Here is an 18,969-nt window from a genome sequence, read left to right as displayed (position 1 = left end):
ATGGGTCTCGAAGAGAAACTGCCCAGCGGGTTCCTGCTGAGCACGGTCGAAGATTTCGCCGGCTACCTGCGTAAGGGCTCGGTCTGGCCCGCGACGTTCGGGTTGGCGTGCTGCGCGATCGAGATGATGGCCACCGGTGCCGGACGATTCGATATCGCCCGCTTCGGCATGGAAGCGTTCCGCGCCTCACCGCGCCAGGCCGACCTGATGATCGTGGCGGGCCGGGTGAGCCAGAAGATGGCGCCGGTGCTGCGGCAGGTCTACGACCAGATGACCGAACCGAAATGGGTGCTGGCCATGGGGGTCTGCGCGTCCTCGGGTGGCATGTTCAACAACTACGCCATCGTGCAGGGTGTCGACCACATCGTCCCGGTCGACATCTACCTGCCCGGCTGCCCGCCACGCCCGGAGATGCTGCTCAACGCGATCCTGGCGTTGCACGCGAAAATCGCCGAGATGCCGATGGGCGTCAACCGCGAGGAAGCTATCCGCGCCGCCGAAGCCGCCGCGCTGGCCAGCACGCCGACCATCCGGATGGAGGGGCTGCTGCGATGACCTTCGATTCCCCCGACAGCACCGACAACCCGCCGGGACAAGAAGTTCCGGAGGAATCACCCGCACAGCCGCAACCGAAACCGGCCGAGGACGAGGTGATCGGTACCCGCCGCGGCATGTTCGGCGTCGCCGGCACCGGTGATACCTCCGGCTACGGCGGCCTGGTCACCCCGGTCGCGTTGCCCGCGGGCACCCCGCCCCCGTACGGCGGTTGGTTCGACGCTTTCGTCGGCACATTGCGCGCCGCACTCGTGGGACGAGTCATCGCCTTCGACACCGTGATCGAGAAGATCGTGGTGTTCCGCGACGAACTCACCCTGCACGTGAAGCGCGAACATCTCGTCGCCGTCGCGAGCACGCTGCGCGACGACAGCACCCTGCGATTCGAGCTGTGCCTCGGTGTCGACGGCGTGCACTATCCCGACGACGAAGGCCGCGAACTGCACGCGGTCTATCACTTGAAGTCGATCACCCACGGTCGGCGCGTGCGCGTGGAAGTGTCCGCGCCCGATGCCGATCCGCACATTCCGTCGCTGTTCTCGGTCTATCCGACGACCGACTGGCACGAACGCGAAACCTACGACTTCTTCGGCATCCTCTTCGACGGGCACCCCTCCCTGACCCGCATCACCATGCCCGACGACTGGCGCGGCCATCCGCAGCGCAAGGACTACCCGCTCGGCGGGATCCCGGTGGAGTACAAGGGCGCGCGCATACCGCCGCCCGACGAGCGGAGGACCTACAGCTGATGACCGACACCGACTTCCGCCGCGACGAACCACCGGTAGTGACCGTCGCAGGCCAAGACTGGGACCAGGTCAGCGAAGTGATCGACGGCGGCGCCGAAGAACGCATCGTGGTGAACATGGGCCCACAGCATCCGTCCACGCACGGGGTATTGCGCCTGATCCTCGAGATCGAAGGCGAAACCGTCACCGAGGCCCGCTGCGGCATCGGCTACCTGCACACCGGTATCGAGAAGAACCTGGAATTCCGCAACTGGACCCAGGGCGTCACCTTCGTGACCCGGATGGACTACCTGTCCCCGTTCTTCAATGAAACCGCCTACTGCCTCGGCGTGGAGAAACTGCTCGACATCACCGAGCAGATCCCCGAACGCGCCACCGTGGTGCGAGTGCTACTGATGGAGCTCAACCGCATCTCCTCGCACCTGGTGGCGCTGGCAACCGGCGGCATGGAACTGGGCGCGCTCACCCCGATGCTGTTCGGCTTCCGGGAACGCGAGCTCATCCTCGACGTCTTCGAAACCATCACCGGCCTGCGGATGAACCACGCCTACATCCGCCCCGGCGGACTGGCCCAGGATCTGCCCGACGACGGCGTCACCAAAGTCCGCGAACTCCTCGACCTGCTGCCCGGTCGGCTCCGCGATATGGAGCATCTGCTCAGCGCCAACCCGATCTGGAAGAAGCGCACCCAGGACATCGGCTACCTCGACCTCACCGGCTGCATGGCCCTCGGCATCACCGGCCCTGTCCTACGCGCCACCGGGCTGCCACACGACCTGCGCAAATCGGATCCGTACTGCGGCTACGAGAACTACGAATTCGACGTCCCGACCACCACCGGCTGCGACTGCTACGGCCGCTACATCATCCGGGTCGCCGAGATGACCGAGTCGATCAAGATCGTCGAACAGTGCCTGGACAAGTTGCGGCCCGGCCCGGTGATGATCGACGACAAGAAGATCGCCTGGCCCGCCGACCTGGAACTGGGCCCCGACGGTCTCGGCAACTCACCCAAGCACATCGGCAAGATCATGGGCACCTCCATGGAATCGCTGATCCACCACTTCAAGCTCGTCACCGAAGGCATCAGAGTGCCTGCGGGGCAGGTGTATACGGCGGTCGAGTCCCCGCGCGGGGAACTGGGTGTGCACATGGTCAGCGACGGCAGCACCCAGCCCTACCGGGTGCACTACCGCGACCCCTCGTTCACCAACCTGCAAGCGGTGGCAGCGATGTGCGAGGGCGGCATGGTCGCCGACGTCATCGCCTCCGTCGCCAGCATCGACCCCGTCATGGGCGGAGTAGACCGATGAGCACTGAAAACCCCACCAGCACACCGATTCTCCTGAGCCTCAGCACCCGTCCCGAACCGTATTCGCCGCATGTGCGCGAACGTCTCGAACTGGACGCGAAGGAGATCATCACCCGCTATCCGCACCCCCGCTCCGCCCTCCTTCCCCTGCTGCACCTGGTGCAAGCCGAGGAAGGCTACGTGACCGGCACCGGCATCGACTTCTGCGCCGATCACTTGAACCTCACCGGCGCCGAAGTGACTGCGGTCGCCACGTTCTATTCGATGTACCGGCGCACCCCCACCGGCGACTACCACGTCGGCGTGTGCACGAACACCCTCTGCGCGATCCTCGGCGGCGACGCGATCTATGAAGCGCTGCAACAACATCTGGATGTCAAGCACGGCGAAACGACCTCCGACGGCGCCATCACCCTCGAACACATCGAATGCAACGCCGCCTGCGACTACGCCCCGGTCATGATGGTGAACTGGGAATTCTTCGACAACCAGACCCCCGAATCGGCACTCGCCATCGCCGACGCACTCCGCGCGGGCCACCAGGTCCGCCCGACCCGCGGCGCACCACTGTGCACGTTCCGCGAGACCGCTCGAATTCTCGCCGGATTCCCCGACGAACGCCCCGGCGCCCTCGAAGGGGCACCGGGCGCACCCACCCTGGTAGGGCTCGAAGCTGCTGCGGCAGAGAATGACTCGGCAGGGGGACCGCGATGACGACGCTCACCCCCGTCCTCAGTGAACACTGGGCCAGCCCGCGGTCATGGACCCTGGAAAGCTACCGCGCCACCGGCGGCTACGACGGACTCCGCGCCGCCCTGCGGATAACGCCCGACGAGGTGATCCAGACCGTCAAAGACTCGGGTCTGCGCGGTCGCGGCGGGGCGGGCTTTCCCACCGGGATGAAATGGTCGTTCATCCCACAGGGCCCCGGCCCCGACGGCACGACGAAACCGCACTACCTCGTCGTCAACGCCGACGAATCCGAACCCGGCACCTGCAAAGACATTCCGTTGATGCTGGCCACCCCGCACACTCTCATCGAAGGCATCGTGATCGCCGCGTATGCCATCAGGGCCGCGACCGCGTTCATCTATGTTCGCGGCGAAGTGGTGCCGGTGCTGCGCCGACTCCAAGCCGCCGTAGCCGAGGCCTACGCGGCGGGCCTGCTCGGCCACGACATCCTCGGTTCGGGCTTCGATCTCGACTTGATCGTGCACGCCGGTGCGGGCGCCTACATCTGCGGCGAGGAAACCGCCCTGCTCGATTCCCTCGAGGGCAGGCGCGGACAGCCCCGACTGCGCCCACCGTTCCCCGCCGTCGCGGGCCTGTACGCATGCCCGACGGTGGTCAACAATGTCGAATCCATCGCCAGCGTGCCCTCGATCCTGCGCAACGGCACCGAATGGTTCCGCTCGATGGGCAGCGAGAAGTCACCCGGTTTCACCCTGTACTCCCTGTCTGGACATGTCGCCCGCCCCGGCCAGTACGAGGCCCCGCTCGGAATCACCCTGCGTGAGCTGCTCGACTACGCGGGCGGCGTGCGAGCCGGGCACAGCCTCAAGTTCTGGACGCCCGGCGGCTCGTCGACACCGATGTTCACCGACGAACACCTCGACGTGGCCCTCGACTACGAAGGCGTCGCCGCCGCCGGATCCATGTTGGGCACCAAAGCCCTCCAGATCTTCGACGACACCACCTGCGTGGTACGCGCTGTCCTTCGCTGGACCGAGTTCTACGCCCACGAATCCTGCGGCAAGTGCACACCGTGCCGTGAAGGCACCTACTGGCTCGTGCAATTGCTGCGCCGGCTCGAAGCGGGCCGAGGCACCGAAGCCGACCTGGACAAGCTCGCCGACATCGCCGACAACATCAACGGCAAATCGTTCTGCGCGCTCGGTGACGGCGCGGCCAGCCCGATCTTCTCCTCGCTGAAGTACTTCCGCGAGGAATACCTCGCGCATCAGCGACTCGGCGGCTGCCCGTTCGACCCGGCCGCCTCGACCGTGTGGGCACCAGCGAAAGAGGACCGATGACAGCCATCGCACCAGGCAACAGCAGCGGTGTGGTGCCCACCGACATGGTGAGTGTCACCATCGACGACACCACCATCGAGGTGCCCGTCGGCACCCTGCTGATCCGTGCCGCCGAACTGATCGGCGTGCAGATCCCCCGCTTCTGCGACCACCCTCTGCTCGACCCCGTCGGCGCGTGCAGGCAGTGCCTCGTCGAAGTCGAAGGGCAGCGAAAGCCGGTCGCCTCGTGCACGATCCCCGTCACCGACGGCATGATCGTGCGCACCCAGATCAGCTCGCCGGTCGCCGAAAAGGCCCAGCGCGGGGTGATGGAGCTGCTGCTCATCAACCACCCGCTGGACTGCCCGGTCTGCGACAAAGGCGGCGAGTGTCCGCTGCAGAACCAGGCGATGTCCACCGGCAGCGCCGAATCCCGCTTCGACGGGGAGAAGCGGACCTACCCGAAGCCGATCCCGCTGTCCACGGCGGTGCTGCTGGACCGGGAGCGGTGCGTATTGTGCGCACGCTGCACCCGGTTCTCCCAACAGGTCGCCGGTGACCCGTTCATCGAACTGATGGATCGTGGTGCGCTGCAACAGGTCGGCACCGCCCAGGCCGAGCCACTGGACTCCTATTTTTCCGGCAACACCGTGCAGATCTGCCCCGTGGGCGCGCTCACCGGCACCTCCTACCGTTTCCGGGCCCGCCCGTTCGATCTGGTCTCCACACCCAGCGTCTGCGAGCACTGCGCCTCCGGCTGCGCGCAACGCACCGACCATCGCCGGGGAAAAGTGTTGCGCCGCTTGGCCGGTGACGATCCGCAGGTCAACGAGGAATGGAACTGCGACAAGGGTCGCTGGGCCTTCGCCTACGCCACCGAACGTGACCGCCTCACCACACCGATGGTGCGCGGCTGGGACGGTGTCCTCGCCCCGGCCTCCTGGCCCGAAGCTCTCACCGCCGCCACCGCGGGCTTGAAGGCCGCGATCGGCAATGCCGGGGTACTCGTCGGCGGCCGAGTCACCGAGGAAGAGGCCTACGCGTACAGCAAGTTCGCGCGCATGGTCCTCGCTACCAACGACATCGACTTCCGCAGCCGGGTGCACTCGGACGAGGAAGAACGCTTTCTCGCCGCCCGCATCGCCGGACGCGGTATCCAGGTCGACTTCGCGGCGCTGGACCGGGCTCCTGTCGTCCTGCTGGTCGGGTTCGAACCGGAAGAAGAATCGCCGATCGTCTATCTGCGGCTGCGCAAGGCCGCGCGCACGCACGGGCAGCGGGTGGTCTCGCTGGCGCCGTTCGCCTCCCGCGGCCTCGAACGCATGTCGGGCGCGCTCATCCAGACCCCGCCCTGTGGCGAAGCCGATGTCCTCACCTCGATCATGGCCGAGACATCGGCCGATGCCACCGAACTCATGACGCTGCTGAACACCCCCGGCGCGGTCATCATGGCGGGCGAACGGCTCGCGGGCAGCCCTGGCGCGCTGTCGGCGGTGACCCGGCTGGCCGATGCCACCGGCGCCGCGCTGGCCTGGGTGCCGCGCCGCGCGGGCGAACGCGGCGCGCTGGAAGCGGGCGCACTGCCCGCGCTGTTGCCCGGCGGCAGGCCCGTGGTGGATCCCGCCGCGCGCCAACAGGTTCGACACCAGTGGCAGTCCGGAGAACTCCCGGTCACGGTAGGCCGCGACGCCACCGCGATCCTGTCGAGCGCCGCCCAGTTGGGTGCGCTGGTGATCGGCGGTGTCGACCCGGCCGATATGCCCGACCCGGCGGCCGCGCTGGCCGCCATCGACGCGGCCCGGTTCGTCGTCAGCCTCGAAATGCGGCACAGTGCCGTCACCGAACGGGCCGACGTCGTCTTCCCGGTCGCGACCGCGATGGAGAAGTCCGGCACCTTCCGCACCTGGGAAGGACGTCCGCGCCCCTTCACCGCGGCCTCGCTCGACACCACCCGCCGCGTCGCCGCTCCCCTGTCGGACCTGCGGGTATTGCATTCACTGGCCGCGCAGATGGGCGTCTCGATCAACCTGCCCGACCCCGCCGCCGCGCGCGCAGAACTCGACGCGCTCGGTCCGTGGACGGGCGAACCCATCCCGGCGCCGGAACTCACCAGCCAGACCCGCCCCGCCCCTGGCCCCGGAACAGCAGTGCTCGCCGGGTGGCGGATGCTGCTCGACGCCGGTCGACTGCAAGACGGTGAACCCAACCTCGCCGGCATCGCCCGCCCGCCGGTCGCTCGGCTCTCAGCCGCGACCGCCGCCGAGATCGAAGCCGACGATGCCGATCACGTCATCGTCTCCACCGACCGCGGTGAGATCTCGGTGCCGCTGATGATCACGGACCTGCCCGACCGGGTGGTGTGGCTGCCGCTGCATTCGCCCGGCTCGACGGTCGCCGCCGAACTCGGTGTGACACCCGGCGCCGTGGTGCGCGTGCGTCGAGCCGACGACAGGATGAAGGAACACCGTCATGAGTGATCGCGTGCTATTCCTCGCGGCCGAAGCCGGACCCGTCTTCGGCACCGACCCGCTGTGGCTGGTGGTGGTCAAGGCGCTCGGCGTGTTCGTCTACCTGATGCTGGTGCCGTTGATCGCGGTCTACGCCGAGCGCAAAGTCGTCGCGTGGATGCAGATGCGGGTCGGTCCCAACCGGATCGGCCCCGGCGGCATGCTCCAGTCGGTCGCCGACGGCGTGAAGATGGCGCTCAAGGAAGACATCATCCCGGCGATCGTGGACAAGCCGATCTTCGTGCTCGCCCCGATCATCTCGGTGATCCCGGCGTTCATGGCGTTCGCGGTGATCCCGATGGGCCCGGAGGTGTCGATCTTCGGGACGCAGACCGCGTTGCAGCTCACCGATATGCCGGTCGCCGTGCTCTACATCCTCGCCATCACCTCCATCGGCGTGTACGGCATCGTGCTGGCCGGTTGGTCGTCGGGTTCGACGTATCCGCTGCTCGGCGGCCTGCGCTCGACCGCGCAGGTGATCTCCTACGAGATCGCGATGGCGCTGACCTTCGCCACGGTGTTCCTGCTGTCGGGCACCATGGCGACCTCCGAGATCGTCGGCGCGCAGGAAGGCACCTGGTATGTCTTCCTGCTGCTGCCCTCGTTCCTCATCTACTGCGTGTCGATGGTCGGCGAAACCAACCGGGCGCCCTTCGACCTGCCCGAAGCCGAAGGCGAACTGGTCGGTGGCTTCCACACCGAGTACTCGTCGCTGAAGTTCGCGATGTTCATGCTCGCCGAATACGTGAACATGGCCACGGTGTCGGCGCTGGCGACCACCCTGTTCCTCGGCGGCTGGCGGGCACCGTTCCCGATCAGCCTGTGGGAGGGCGCCAACTCCGGGTGGTGGCCGCTGCTGTGGTTCACCCTCAAGGTGTGGACGTTCCTGTTCGTGTTCGTCTGGCTGCGCGGCACCCTGCCACGCCTGCGCTACGACCAGTTCATGAACCTCGGCTGGAAACTGCTCATTCCCACCTCGCTGGTGTGGGTGATGATCGTGGCCGGTGCCCGGGTGCTCGACCTCGAAGGCCTGCCCGGACAGAACCTCATCCTGGTCGGTGTGGGTGTGGTGATCACCGCGGCGATGATCGCGATGTTCCTACGCGCCGGACGCAGCAAGGGGCTGCCGCCGTTGCCGCCGCAGGAGCCATCGACCTCGTCGGTGTTCCTCGGTTTCCCGGTCCCGCCGATGCCGCCGCGGCCCGCGAACGACCAACCCCAGATCAGCCTGTTCGAACCGCTCGCCGGTTTCGCGGTCACCGCGGCCACGATGTTCAAAAAGCCCAATACCGAGTCCTACCCCGAGGAGAAGGTGCCGACCGCACCGCGCTATCACGGTCGCCACCAGCTCAACCGCTACGAGGACGGACTCGAGAAATGCATCGGCTGCGAGCTGTGCGCGTGGGCGTGCCCGGCCGACGCGATCTTCGTCGAAGGCGCCGACAACACCGAGGAGGAACGCTTCTCCCCCGGTGAACGGTACGGGCGCGTCTACCAGATCAACTACCTGCGCTGCATCGGCTGCGGCCTGTGCATCGAGGCCTGCCCGACGCGCGCGCTGACGATGACCAACGAATACGAACTCACCGACGACAACCGCGCCGATCTCATCTACGAGAAGGACCAGCTGATGGCGCCCATGCAGCCGGGGATGACCCCCGCGCCGCACCCGATGGCACCGGGCACCGACGCGGCCGACTACTACCTGGGCCGGGTCGGTCCGGCACCGTCGGAGCAGGAGGTACTGCGATGAGCACCGCACACATACTGGCCGCCGAAGTCGCCGACACCTCCACCGGTGAGGCCGTGCTGTTCTGGGTGCTCGCCCCGATCGCGGTGCTCGGCGCGCTGGGCATGGTGACCGCGGCCAAGGCCGTGCACTCGGCGATGTGCCTGGCCGCCACGATGATCGCGCTCGCGGTGTTCTATATCGCCCAGGGCGCGCTGTTCCTCGGCGTGGTACAGATCGTGGTGTACACGGGCGCGGTGATGATGCTGTTCCTGTTCGTGCTGATGCTCGTCGGCGTCGACTCCGCGGAATCGCTGCGGGAAACGTTGCGCGGGCAGCGCATCGCCGCCGCCATCGTCGGGGTCGGATTCGGGTTGCTGTTCATCGGCGGCATCGGGGCGGCCCTGCGCGACAGCGCAACGAACTTCCCCGGCCGGGGTTTCGGTGACCGTGACGTGATCGCCGAACTCGCCGAGTTGATCTTCCTGCGCTACGTGTGGGCCTTCGAACTCACCGGCGCACTGCTGATCACGGCGACGATCGGTGCGATGGTGCTGGCCCACCGCGAACAGTTCACCCCTAAACGCGGGCAGCGCGAAATGTCGCGCGACCGCTTCCGCACCGCGGGCGAACGGGCCACTCCGCTGCCGACGCCGGGCGTCTACGCGCGACACAATGCCGTCGACAGCCCCGCCCAACTCCCCGACGGCTCCTTCGCCGAACTCTCGGTGAGCACGATCCTGCGTCACCGCCGCACCCGCGCCCACACCGAAGCCGCCGTGGCCTCGGTCGGCACGCTGCACGCGGACAAGATCAGCGACGACAACCCGACGGCCGACGAGGAAGGCAAGCGGTGAACCCCCAGAACTACCTGTTCCTGTCTGCGCTGCTGTTCACCATCGGCGCCGCGGGAGTGTTGTTGCGCCGCAACGCGATCGTGGTGTTCATGTGCGTGGAGCTCATGCTCAACGCGGTGAATCTCGCGTTCGTGACCTTCGCCCGGTTGCACGACAACCTCGACGGGCAGGTGATCGCGTTCTTCACCATGGTGGTCGCCGCCGCCGAAGTCGTTGTCGGCCTTGCCATCATCATGACGATCTTCCGTGCCCGCCGGTCGACCTCGGTCGACGACGCCAACCTGTTGAAGTTCTGACATGGGTACCGCAACGCTGTGGCTGCTGCCCGCCCTCCCGCTCGCAGGCGCGATCGTCCTGCTCCTGTTCGGCCGTTTCACCGACCGCTTCGGCCCGTATCTGGCCACCGCGGCCGCGGTGGCCTCGTTCGCTGTCGCCGTCGTCGCGTTCGTCGGCATGCTCGGGCGCGCCGACGCCGACCGGGCCGTGCACGAGGAACTGTTCAACTGGGTCTCCGCCGGTGATCTCCAAGTCGGTTTCAGCCTGCAGCTGGACCAGCTGTCGATCTGCTTCGCGCTGCTCATCACCGGTGTCGGGTCGCTGATCCACCTCTACTCGATCGGCTACATGAGCCACGACCCGGGCAAGCGCCGGTTCTTCGGCTATCTCAACCTGTTCGTGGCCGCCATGCTCGTGCTGGTCCTGGCCGACAACTTCCTCGTGCTGTACCTGGGCTGGGAAGGCGTCGGTCTCGCGTCCTATCTGCTGATCGGCTTCTGGTACGAAAAGCCCTCGGCCGCAACGGCGGCCAAGAAGGCCTTCGTGGTGAACCGGGTCGGTGACATGGGCCTGGCCATCGCGATGATGGTCATGTTCACGACGTTCGGTTCCTTCGACTTCAGCACCGTGTTCGCGGCGAGCCCCGACGCGAGCGAAGGCACCCTCACCGCGATCGGGCTGCTGCTGTTGCTGGCCGCCTGCGGCAAGTCCGCGCAGGTGCCGCTGCAGTCGTGGCTCGGCGACGCGATGGAGGGCCCCACTCCGGTCTCGGCGCTCATCCACGCCGCCACCATGGTCACCGCCGGTGTGTACCTGATCGCCCGCTCCAACCCGATCTACGATCTCGCCCCGAACGCGCGGACCGCGGTGATCGCCGTCGGCGCGGTGACACTGCTGTTCGGCGCCATTGTCGGCTGCGCCAAGGACGACATCAAGAAGGCGCTGGCCGCCTCGACGATGAGCCAGATCGGGTACATGATCCTGGCGGCCGGCCTCGGCCCCGCCGGGTACGCGTTCGCGATCATGCACCTGCTCACCCACGGCTTCTTCAAGGCGGGACTGTTCCTCGGCGCCGGGTCGGTGATGCACGCGATGAACGACGAAACCGATATGCGCCGCTACGGCGGTCTGCGCACGCTGATGCCGATTACTTACATCACCTTCGGCCTCGGCTATCTCGCCATCATCGGGGTGCCACCGCTGTCCGGGTTCTTCTCCAAGGACAAGATCATCGAGGCGGCTTTCGACTACGGCGGAGCCACCGGAATCCTGCTCGGCGTGGTCACTCTCGTCGGCGCCGCACTCACCGCGTTCTACATGACCAGGGTGATGCTGATGACGTTCTTCGGCGAGCGCCGCTGGAAGCCCGACACCCATCCGCACGAGTCGCCCGCGGTGATGACCGGGCCGATGATCCTGCTCGCGTTCGGTTCGGTCTTCGCGGGCGGACTGTTCGTGTGGGGGTCCTCGCTGGTGAACTGGCTCGAACCTGTCGTCGGGTCCCATCACGGCGAGCCCGTGATCCCCGCGGCGGTGGTCACCGGTCTGGCATTGACCGCGGTCGCGATCGGTGTGGCCGTCGCCTACCGCAAGTACGCCGAGAGCCCGATCCCCGAGCTCGCCCCGGAGCCGGCCAGTGTGCTCACCACGGCCGCGCGCGCCGATCTCTACGGCGACAAGATCAACGAAGCGGTCTTCGAACGCCCCGGTCGCCATCTCACGAGGGCACTGGTGTTCGTCGACGCGAAGGGCATCGACGGGATCGTCAACGGGACGGCCGCTGGGATCGGCGGATTGTCGGCGCGAATCCGCAAGGTGCAGACCGGTTTCGTGCGCTCCTACGCCCTGTCCATGTTCACCGGCGCGGCCCTGGTGGCCGCTGCCCTGCTGGCGGTGAGGTTCTGGTGAACTCGTTTCCCTGGCTGACGACACTCTGGCTCGCCCCCGCGATCGGCGCGGGTGTGGTGCTCGTCGTGCCCGCCGCCCGGCGCAATGTGGCGCGCGCCATCGCGTTCGTGGTCTCGATCGGCGTGCTCGCGCTCGCCGTCGTCATCGCGACGCGGTTCCAGCCCGGCGGCGCGCAGTACCAGTTCGTCGAATCCCACGAGTGGATCCCGGCATTCGGTGTCGGCTACACCCTGGGCTTGGACGGCATCGCCACCGCGCTGGTCTTGCTGACGGCGGTGCTGGTGCCGTTGCTGATCCTGGCAGGCTGGAACGACGACACCGCCACCGGTGACGGACGCCGCACCACCCACATCTACATGGCGTTGATGTTGCTGGTCGAGTCGATGGTGCTGATCTCGTTCCTCGCCCTCGACATCCTGCTGTTCTACGTGTTCTTCGAAGCGATGCTGATCCCGATGTACTTCCTCATCGGCGGTTTCGGCACCCGCACCACCGATGCCGCGATCCGCTCCCAACGTTCGCGCGCCGCGGTGAAGTTCCTGCTCTACAACCTGTTCGGTGGGCTGATCATGCTCGCCGCGGTGATCGGGCTGTACGTGTTGACCGCCACCGCGGGCCTCGGCGAGGGTTCCGCGGGCACCTTCGATCTGCGCGTCGTGGTGGCCGCGGCCAACAACGGTGAACTCGGGGGCAGCACCGCGGTTCTCAACGCCCTCTTCCTCGGCTTCATGTTCGCCTTCGCGGTGAAAGCACCGCTGTGGCCACTGCATACGTGGCTGCCCGACGCGGCGGTCTCGGCTACCCCGTCCAGCGCGGTGCTCATGATGGCGGTGGTCGACAAGGTCGGCACCTTCGGCATGCTGCGCTACTGCCTGCTGCTGTTTCCCTTGGCGTCGGACACTTTCGCGCCCTTGGTCATCACCCTGGCCGTGATCGGCATCCTCTACGGGGCGCTGCTCGCGATCGGCCAAACCGATGTGATGCGCCTGATCGCCTACACCTCGATCTCCCACTTCGGGTTCATCATCCTGGGTATCTTCGCCATGACCAGCCAGTCCCAATCGGGGGCGACGCTGTACATGGTCAACCACGGGCTGTCCACGGCCGCACTGTTTCTCATCGCCGGATTCCTCGTCTCCCGGCGCGGCACCCGGATGATCGCCGAGTACGGCGGCGTGCAGAAGGTCGCGCCGGTGTTGGCCGGCACGTTCTTCATCGCGGGCCTCGCCACCCTCTCGTTGCCCGGGCTGGCGCCGTTCGTCAGCGAATTCCTGGTCCTGGTCGGCACCTTCCCGAAGTATCAGGTGGCGGCGGTGATCGCGACCGGTGCGCTGGTGCTGGCCGCGATCTACGTGCTGTGGCTGTATCAGCGGTTGATGACCGGCCCGCTGAAGAAGGGCAACGAGCACCTGCGCGATCTGGTGCCGCGCGAGCTGGCCGTGGTGGTGCCGCTGCTGGTCGCGTTGCTGGTGCTCGGGTTCTATCCGAAACCGATCCTGGATCTGGTGGATCCCGCGGTGGGACACACCCTGTCGACGATCGGTAAGCACGATCCCGCTCCGACGGTCCCCGCTCCCGAAGCAGGTGCGGCCACTCCGCCCGCAGGCGGCCACAAATGAGGACGGACTCCGTGACCATCACCGAGCTCGCGGCCATCGCGCCCGCACCGAGCATCGAATACCACCTGCTCGCCCCGATGTTGATCGTGTTCGCGGTCGGTGTGGTCGGCGTGCTCGTCGAAGCGTTCGCGCCACGGCCGTACCGGTATCCGACGCAGTTGACGCTCGGGGTGGCCGGTGTGATCGGCGCGCTGGTGGCTGTGGTGCTGCTCGCGGGTACCGAGGGCACGGCGGTGGTGGGTGCGGTGGCCATCGACGGGGTCACGTTGTTCCTGCAGGGCACGATCCTGCTGGTCGCGCTGCTGGGTCTGCTCTTGATCGCCGAGCGCGGCGCGGTGCCGCGGGCGCGCAGCGGGCCGGGGACGTGGAGTCGGGCGGCGGCCGCGTTGGATCGAGGGGTCGACGCGTTCACCCCGCAGGCTTCCGCGGTGCCCGGCAGCGCGCACGAGCTCGCCGCGGTGCGCTCGGGCGTCTCGACCACCGAGGTGTTCCCGTTGACGATGATCGCGGTCGGTGGTCTGCTGCTGTTTCCCGCGTCCAATGATCTGCTGACGATGTTCGTCGCGCTCGAAGTGCTGTCGCTGCCGCTGTATCTGCTGTGCGGGTTGGCGCGCCGCAGGCGGTTGCTCTCGCAAGAAGCGGCGATGAAGTACTTCCTGCTCGGTGCGTTCTCCTCCGCGTTCTTCCTCTATGGCGTCGCACTGCTCTACGGGCAGACCGGCACGGTGTCACTGCCGGGCATCGGTGCGGCACTGGACAAGCAGCCCGAGAACGCGACCCTGGCCCTGCTCGGCATCGGGATGCTCGCTGTCGGTTTGCTGTTCAAGATCGGTGCCGTCCCGTTCCAGGCCTGGGTTCCCGACGTCTACCAGGGCGCGCCGACACCGATCACCGCCTTCATGGCCGCCGCCACCAAGATCGCCGCCGTCGGTGCGACCATGCGGGTGCTGATGGTCGGAGTGAACGCGCTGAGCTCGGAGTGGCGCCCGGTCATCGCCGCGGTCGCGGTGGCGACGATGGTCGTCGGCGCGATCATGGCCATCACCCAGACCGACGTGAAGCGCATGCTGGCCTACTCCTCGATCGCCCACGCCGGTTTCCTGCTCGTCGGTATCGTCGCCGCCGACACCGCCGGTGTCGCGGCCGTGCTGTTCTACCTGCTGGCCTATGGTCTTGGCACCGTCGGTGCGTTCGCGGTGGTCAGCCTGGTCCGCGACGCTTCCGGTGACGAAGCGACCGCGCTGTCCCAATGGGCAGGACTCGGACGCCGATCCCCTTGGCTGGCTTCGGCATTCGCGCTGTTGCTGCTTTCTTTCGCCGGTCTGCCCCTCACCAGTGGATTCGTCAGCAAGTTCGCTGTCTTCGCGGCCGCCTCCGGTGCCGGCTACACCCCACTGGTCATCATCGGCGTCGTGTGCAGCGCCATCGCCGCCTTCTTCTACGTCCGCGTCATCGTCTTGATGTTCTTCACCGATCCCCCCTCCGACGCCCCCATCGTGACCGCCCCCTTCGCCACCACGCTGGTCGTGGCCTTCAGCGCGGGCGCCACCCTGCTGCTCGGCATCTTCCCCCAGCCGGTTCTCGACCTCGCGGACCGCTCCGCGCTGTTCATCCGCTGATGCCCCAGCCCGACCCTCGCCCACCGACCAGTCACGAACGCCGATCCGGCCAACCGTGGAACGCGTCCTATCTCGACGGCCCCGCGCCCTGGGACATCGGCGATGCCCAACCGGCGGTCGTCCGTCTGGCCGAGGCAGGCGGATTCTGCGGACCGGTCCTCGACGTAGGGTGCGGCACCGGCGACAACGCACTGTTCATCGCCGCCCGCGGCTTGCCGGTGTTCGGCGTCGACGTGGCCGAAGCGGCCCTGGCCGTCGCCAGACGAACAGCCGATGACCGCGCTGTCGACGTCGACTTCGCCATTGCCGACGCCCTGCACCTGCAACGTCTGTACCGCCGCTTCGAGACAATCCTCGACTGCGGTCTGTTCCACACCTTCGACGAGGTCGAGCGCGTCGAATACGTTGCGAGTCTGGCCTCGGTCGCCGACGACGGCGCCGCCCTGTATGTGTTGTGCTTCAGCGACATCGGAGCCGATACCGGACCCCATCCGGTCAGCAAGGAAGCCCTCGCCGCCCCCTTCATCGACAGTCCCGCATGGCGGCTGGCGAACATCGTTCCGGAACACCTGCGAACCCGCTTCAGCGATTCCACTCCCGCCTGGCTCGCGACCGTCCTGCGTAGGTAAGACCTTCGGCCTTGACCTCGAGAGAAGTTGAGGTTCTAGTGTCCGTTTCATGAGCGGACACGAAAACACACCGGCAGTCGCAGTTCTGGGTTTGGGCGAGATGGGGTCGGCACTGGCCGCAGCTTTCGTGGAGAGTGGTCACCTTGTCACCGTGTGGAACCGGTCGCCGGACAGAGCGGATCCGCTGGTGGCCAAGGGGGCCCGGTGGGCCGCGTCACCGGCGGAGGCGGTCGGCGCAGCCGAGGTGGTGATCGTCAATGTCACCGGTGGCGCGGTGGCAGCGGAACTGTTGCGCGCGGCGGGGTCGCGGCTCGCGGAGCGAACCGTGGTCGACCTGACTGACGGGACCTCCGAACAGGCCACTGCCACCGAGCAATTGGTGCACGAATACGGCGCGGACTACCTGCACGGCCAGATCATGACGATCGCTCCGGGTATCGGCTCCCCCGAGACGCTGGTGTTCTACGGCGGCGCCCGTCATGCCTTCGACCAGTACCAATCCTTGCTCCAGGTTCTCGGCGGCCGCGCCACTTATGTCTCTACCGACCCGGGCGTACCGGCGCTGTACGGCATGGCCGTGCACGACATCATGTGGGGCCTGTTGAACGGATTCCTCCATGCCGCAGCACTTCTCGGCAATGCGGGGCTTCGGATCGACAAGTTCCACCAGCAGGCGCTGCCTTCCTTGGCGGTCCTGCCGACCCTGTTCCCGATGCTGGCGAAGGAAATAGACCACGGCCGATTCGCTACCCCTTTCGGCGACCTGAACCACCACCTGCCCTCCCTCGATGACCTGATCGCCGAAAGCCAGGCCCGAGGCATCGATACAGATCTGCCCACCTACACGCGAAACCTGGTCGCCGAGGCCATCGCAGCAGGCCACGGACAGGACAGCTACTCCCGACTGGTCGAACACTTCGGCCGTCGATGATCGGCCGTGGAGGGGCGCTACGTCAGCGCCCCTCCACGCCAGAAGTGCCGCTGTGCCCCGGAACTGTGATCCGATACCGCCGCGCCGGACCGAGTTCGGTGTCCTCGATGCCCTCGAGTACGCCGCCCTGGCGTTCGATCGTCTTCGCCGACCCGCGATTGTCGGCCGCGCAGACTGCCGACACGTGGTCCATGCCCGCCGTTCTCGCCTCGGCGATGATCTGTCCCAACGCCCAGGTAGCCAGTCCGCGTCGACGCGCGGAAGGTCGGATCCCGTAACCGATATGGCCGAATTTCCGCACGAAGTCACCGGTCCCGTGCCTCAACGCGATCCCACCGAGTACACGATCACCCTCGACTATCCAGCGATACGAGCAGCGCCGGTCGCCACTCTCCGCCGACGCGGCAGAAAGCCGCGCCACCCAGACCTCGAATCCCGCCACGGAGTCGACGTCGTCACTCGACAGCAGACCGAAACCGTCCTCGTGGGCACCGGGACCCCACTCCGCATGCGCCTCGCGCCACGCGCTGTACAGCTCGACGGAGGGTGCGATCAACGCGGGCACACCCGGACCGTCAGTTCCGCTGTCTCGCACCGATGCTCCCCACTATCAGATCGGCCAGCGCCGAGACTGCCTCCTCGGCCGACGTCGCGCCCAGGTTCAGTTCCGCGGCCAGCGTTTCGGCCGCGCCCAGCACGCCGACACAGCGCAGCCGCAGCGCCGCGGTGGTGAGTGCGGAGAACGGTTGCAGCGTGGCCGCCATCCAGTCACGGTAGCCGTCGAGCATGTCGTGCTGAATCGTCTGGACGTCCGGGTTCCCTTTCAGCGCTGCGGAGATCGCGTCGAACTCGGGCATGTCGGTGGCGCAGGCGAAGTAGGCGGCGCCCATGACGCGTGCGATCTCGTCGACGGTCGGGGTGGCGTCGCGGACGGCTTGTTCCGAGGCCAGGCGGTGGCGTTCGTCGAGTTGCCGGTAGAGCGCGAGCAGCAGTTCGGGGCGGGTGCCGAAGTGGTCGTAGACGATCGGCCTGCTCACTCCCGCGGCTTCGGCGAGGGTGGCCAGGGTCAGGCCGTCGGTGCCGTGCTCGCGCACCAACGTCAAGGCTGTATCGAGCAGTTGCTCGCGCCTGGCCGGCTTCGCCAACCGAGCCGATCGGGTGGTCATCGTCCTCCCTTGCGCCATTCCTCCAGTTTAGCTACAAAGAGTAAGTTACAAACTGTAGCTTAGCAGGCGGAGAGGAATTCACCATGGAGAAATCGGTACTGATCATGGGTGGTTCGGGGCAGGCGGGCTCCGACACCGCCGCCCTGTTACGCCGCTGGTATCCGACCCTGCCGTTGACCATCGCGGGTCGTGATCTCGGCCGGGCGCAACGTGTGGCCGACGAACTCGGCTCCGCGACCGCTGTCACGATCGATCTGTCCCGCCGCGATCTCGGTCTCGCCGATGCCGCCTACTCGGCGGTGGTCGCGACACTGTGGGACGACAGACTCAACGGCCTGCACTACGCGCAGGACCACGGACTGCCCTACCTCAGCATCTCCAGCGGCCTGCTCGACATCGGCCCGGAGATCGTCGCGGGCGCGCAAAGGTCGAGTGCGGCACCGGTTCTGATCGCCAGCCACTTGATGGCGGGAATCATCGTTCTCGCCGTACTGGATTCCGCGCGCGAGTTCGACCGCGTCGACTCGGTTCGTGTCGGTGTCGCCCTCGACGACACCGACACCGGCGGACCAGCGGGAATCGCGGACCTGCAGCGCTGGTCGGCCGTCACCTCGGCAGGCCTGGTGCGACGCGACGGCGTTTTCACCTGGCTCACCGAGGCCGACGCACGAGCCGACGTCTACACGGTCGACGGCACCGCACTGCCAGGTCAGAGCATCCCGGTTCTCGATGTGCCGAGCCTGGCCCTCGCGACCGGCGCACCGAATGTCCGGGTCGACTTCGCCGTCGGTGAGACCCCGACCAGACGTCGCGGCGAACCTGCCTCCCTCGAGATCAGCACCGATCTCGTCGGCACCGACTCGACCGGCGAACCGATCGCGAGGACACAGCATCTCGTCCATCGGGATGGGCAGCGCCCGTTGACTGCCCTCGGGATCGCGCTCGGCGTCGAAAGGCTGCTCGGCCTGCGCGGCGATCGTCCCGCACCGGGCATCCACACCCCGGAGGCACTGGTCGACCCCGCCTACGCGGTCGAGCGACTGAGCGAGATCGGTGCCGTGTGGCATCGAGACGGCGGTGCCCCCAGGCCGTGAGTCCCG

The 18,969-nt window shown here is 67.2% G+C and carries 17 protein-coding genes; 15 read left to right on the top strand and 2 right to left on the bottom strand.

Annotated elements, in window-relative coordinates:
- The 14 genes from OHS03_RS10975 to OHS03_RS10905 are packed head-to-tail and all read left to right on the top strand — an operon-like array spanning position 1 to position 16,703.
- Complete coding sequence (locus tag OHS03_RS10975) at positions 1-555, top strand: NuoB/complex I 20 kDa subunit family protein (RefSeq protein ID WP_056819813.1); 555 nt, start codon at positions 1-3, stop codon at positions 553-555.
- Positions 552-1,304: an NADH-quinone oxidoreductase subunit C gene (locus OHS03_RS10970; RefSeq protein WP_328662633.1), complete on the top strand. Its 753-nt coding sequence runs from the start codon at positions 552-554 to the stop codon at positions 1,302-1,304. Before OHS03_RS10975 ends, OHS03_RS10970 begins: the two co-directional genes overlap by 4 nt.
- Positions 1,304-2,617, top strand: a complete 1,314-nt coding sequence (gene nuoD, locus OHS03_RS10965; protein ID WP_328662632.1) for an NADH dehydrogenase (quinone) subunit D — start codon at positions 1,304-1,306, stop codon at positions 2,615-2,617. The genes OHS03_RS10970 and nuoD overlap by 1 nt, the downstream gene beginning before the upstream one ends.
- A complete protein-coding gene (gene nuoE / locus OHS03_RS10960; protein WP_328662631.1) occupies positions 2,614-3,330 on the top strand; it encodes an NADH-quinone oxidoreductase subunit NuoE in 717 nt (238 codons plus the stop codon). The genes nuoD and nuoE overlap by 4 nt, the downstream gene beginning before the upstream one ends.
- Positions 3,327-4,649, top strand: a complete 1,323-nt coding sequence (gene nuoF / locus OHS03_RS10955) for an NADH-quinone oxidoreductase subunit NuoF (RefSeq protein WP_328662630.1) — start codon at positions 3,327-3,329, stop codon at positions 4,647-4,649. Before nuoE ends, nuoF begins: the two co-directional genes overlap by 4 nt.
- Complete coding sequence (locus tag OHS03_RS10950) at positions 4,646-7,105, top strand: NADH-quinone oxidoreductase subunit G (protein WP_328662629.1); 2,460 nt, start codon at positions 4,646-4,648, stop codon at positions 7,103-7,105. The genes nuoF and OHS03_RS10950 overlap by 4 nt, the downstream gene beginning before the upstream one ends.
- Positions 7,098-8,888, top strand: a complete 1,791-nt coding sequence (nuoH, locus tag OHS03_RS10945; protein WP_405146075.1) for an NADH-quinone oxidoreductase subunit NuoH — start codon at positions 7,098-7,100, stop codon at positions 8,886-8,888. Before OHS03_RS10950 ends, nuoH begins: the two co-directional genes overlap by 8 nt.
- The gene (locus tag OHS03_RS10935) at positions 8,885-9,721 is read left to right on the top strand and encodes an NADH-quinone oxidoreductase subunit J (RefSeq protein WP_328662628.1); all 837 of its coding nucleotides are present in this window, start codon (positions 8,885-8,887) and stop codon (positions 9,719-9,721) included. The genes nuoH and OHS03_RS10935 overlap by 4 nt, the downstream gene beginning before the upstream one ends.
- Positions 9,718-10,017: an NADH-quinone oxidoreductase subunit NuoK gene (nuoK, locus tag OHS03_RS10930; RefSeq protein WP_056819797.1), complete on the top strand. Its 300-nt coding sequence runs from the start codon at positions 9,718-9,720 to the stop codon at positions 10,015-10,017. Before OHS03_RS10935 ends, nuoK begins: the two co-directional genes overlap by 4 nt.
- A gap of 1 nt (position 10,018) precedes the next feature.
- Positions 10,019-11,905: an NADH-quinone oxidoreductase subunit L gene (gene nuoL / locus OHS03_RS10925; protein ID WP_328662627.1), complete on the top strand. Its 1,887-nt coding sequence runs from the start codon at positions 10,019-10,021 to the stop codon at positions 11,903-11,905.
- Positions 11,902-13,524 (top strand): NADH-quinone oxidoreductase subunit M, encoded by a 1,623-nt coding sequence (locus OHS03_RS10920; RefSeq protein ID WP_328662626.1) that lies wholly within the window; start codon positions 11,902-11,904, stop codon positions 13,522-13,524. Before nuoL ends, OHS03_RS10920 begins: the two co-directional genes overlap by 4 nt.
- Positions 13,521-15,143, top strand: coding sequence for an NADH-quinone oxidoreductase subunit NuoN (nuoN, locus tag OHS03_RS10915; protein WP_407942475.1), 1,623 nt, complete (start codon positions 13,521-13,523; stop codon positions 15,141-15,143). The genes OHS03_RS10920 and nuoN overlap by 4 nt, the downstream gene beginning before the upstream one ends.
- Positions 15,143-15,772, top strand: a complete 630-nt coding sequence (locus tag OHS03_RS10910; protein ID WP_328662624.1) for a class I SAM-dependent methyltransferase — start codon at positions 15,143-15,145, stop codon at positions 15,770-15,772. The genes nuoN and OHS03_RS10910 overlap by 1 nt, the downstream gene beginning before the upstream one ends.
- A 49-nt stretch (positions 15,773-15,821) precedes the next feature.
- Complete coding sequence (locus OHS03_RS10905; RefSeq protein WP_328662623.1) at positions 15,822-16,703, top strand: NAD(P)-dependent oxidoreductase; 882 nt, start codon at positions 15,822-15,824, stop codon at positions 16,701-16,703.
- Between the two features lie 22 nt (positions 16,704-16,725).
- On the opposite strand, the gene OHS03_RS10900 is transcribed toward OHS03_RS10905, so the two are convergent.
- Both OHS03_RS10900 and OHS03_RS10895 read right to left on the bottom strand, forming a co-directional pair.
- Positions 16,726-17,268 (bottom strand): GNAT family N-acetyltransferase, encoded by a 543-nt coding sequence (locus OHS03_RS10900; RefSeq protein WP_328662622.1) that lies wholly within the window; start codon positions 17,266-17,268, stop codon positions 16,726-16,728.
- A 10-nt stretch (positions 17,269-17,278) separates the two neighbouring features.
- Positions 17,279-17,869: a TetR/AcrR family transcriptional regulator gene (locus OHS03_RS10895; protein WP_328662621.1), complete on the bottom strand. Its 591-nt coding sequence runs from the start codon at positions 17,867-17,869 to the stop codon at positions 17,279-17,281.
- An 83-nt stretch (positions 17,870-17,952) separates the two neighbouring features.
- Between OHS03_RS10895 and OHS03_RS10890 the strand changes: the two genes are divergently transcribed.
- Positions 17,953-18,963, top strand: a complete 1,011-nt coding sequence (locus OHS03_RS10890; protein ID WP_328662620.1) for a saccharopine dehydrogenase family protein — start codon at positions 17,953-17,955, stop codon at positions 18,961-18,963.
- Positions 18,964-18,969: the final 6 nt, after the last annotated feature.

This window comes from Nocardia salmonicida, from assembly GCF_036142455.1.
In the GTDB taxonomy this organism is placed as follows: Bacteria; Actinomycetota; Actinomycetes; order Mycobacteriales; family Mycobacteriaceae; genus Nocardia; species Nocardia salmonicida.
Note: the sequence above shows the minus strand (reverse complement) of the source record. Positions and strands in the feature narration are given on the sequence as shown.